Annotated in this window: 1 protein-coding gene; it reads right to left on the minus strand. The window is 34.7% G+C overall.

All coding sequences use genetic code 11. The annotated features are described in order from the left end of the window. Nucleotides 1-319: 319 nt before the first annotated feature. Nucleotides 320-1,370: WD40/YVTN/BNR-like repeat-containing protein (locus tag GPLA_RS23590; protein ID WP_040514569.1), on the minus strand; the 1,051-nt coding region annotated here is incomplete at its 5' end.

Genomic DNA, 1,370 nt, shown 5'->3' on the forward strand with positions numbered 1-1,370 from the left:
AACAGTCTTTAAATTGTAAGTTACCACAAATTATTTGACAAAAAGTTCAATAACTTCCATTGGTTGATGCGGTAAGATTGCTATGCCAATTCGAATTTGGAAAGACTATATATCGCTCAGGCATGCTGTGTGTAAACTCCAACGCCTAAATTAATCACGCAATGCTACGTAAAATGTGTATTTGATTGGTTAGAAAAATTGATCATATTTCAAATGTCAATTTGATAATCTTGCTAAACAATTAGTGAGCAACTTTGAACGGTTTAGTATAATTCAACTCAAATTTGAAATTTATATTTGTCAGAAACCGTTCAAAATTCTACAACTTTAGTTTATATAACGCAGATGATAACCGATCATATAAATATAGAATATTATTTATCGTAATTAAGTATGTCCTGTCACTAGGAACATCTACATCAAGAGCTGGAAAAATATCAGGGTCAAATCCTAAGTACATACTATCCACAATTACCTCAAAAGTACGCCCTTGGTCTAAAGTCATTCTTACCTCTATCTGATTATCAGAATCAAATGTATTTGCTAGGTAGTACCATTTACCATTTAATGTATCGAAATAGTTTGAAATAGCCCTACTGTTGTAAGTTTGACCTCTGTCCTCGGAAACGTAACCGTTTACACTAAAAACATCAGGGTCTTGATCATCAATTTGAACATACTGAGTAAATCTATCAATTACACTGACAGGTAAACCATTTGCTACAGTTGTAAACGTAATCCCGTTGTCATTCGACAACTGTAAAGCCTTAGTCAAATCACCCAAAGCGCCTGATGTCAAAATAATAAGGTCTCTATCAGCTTTCGTCTGAACAACTGAATTGTAATAAATACCTGTATCTGTCTCTATTGGAATCCTATTCCATGTATCTCCCATATCCACTGATTTGTAAAATCCCCCTCCAATACTATTCGGTGAAACGAGCCATATTTCGTTAGGATCAAAGGGATCTGGTTCTATGTTTTTACTCGATATTATATTACCAAAAGTATTTTCGGTTATATCTTTCCAAATCCAAGTAATACCTCCATCAGTAGAAATCCCATACGTGTCGCTTGGATTAACAAGATCAGCGTTTGACGTAGTCGCATAGACGATAGAAGGATTAACATTTGAATATATAATTCTTGCAGGCATTTTATCTTCAGAAACTAACTGCCAATTTTCACCTGAATCATGTGTGATGAAAATACCTGTTCCTGTTTGATTAACTAGTTCTGGTTCAGAAGCTATTAAAATAGTGTTGGGGTCTGTTGGATGGATACCTAGCGCAATAACCCTGCCTTCTACATTCAGGCTTATACTTCCAAGTATAAAATCAGTGACGTTAACAGTTACAGTGTCTGATGCT

The organism is Paraglaciecola polaris LMG 21857, from assembly GCF_000315055.1.
Lineage (GTDB): Bacteria > Pseudomonadota > Gammaproteobacteria > Enterobacterales > Alteromonadaceae > Paraglaciecola > Paraglaciecola polaris.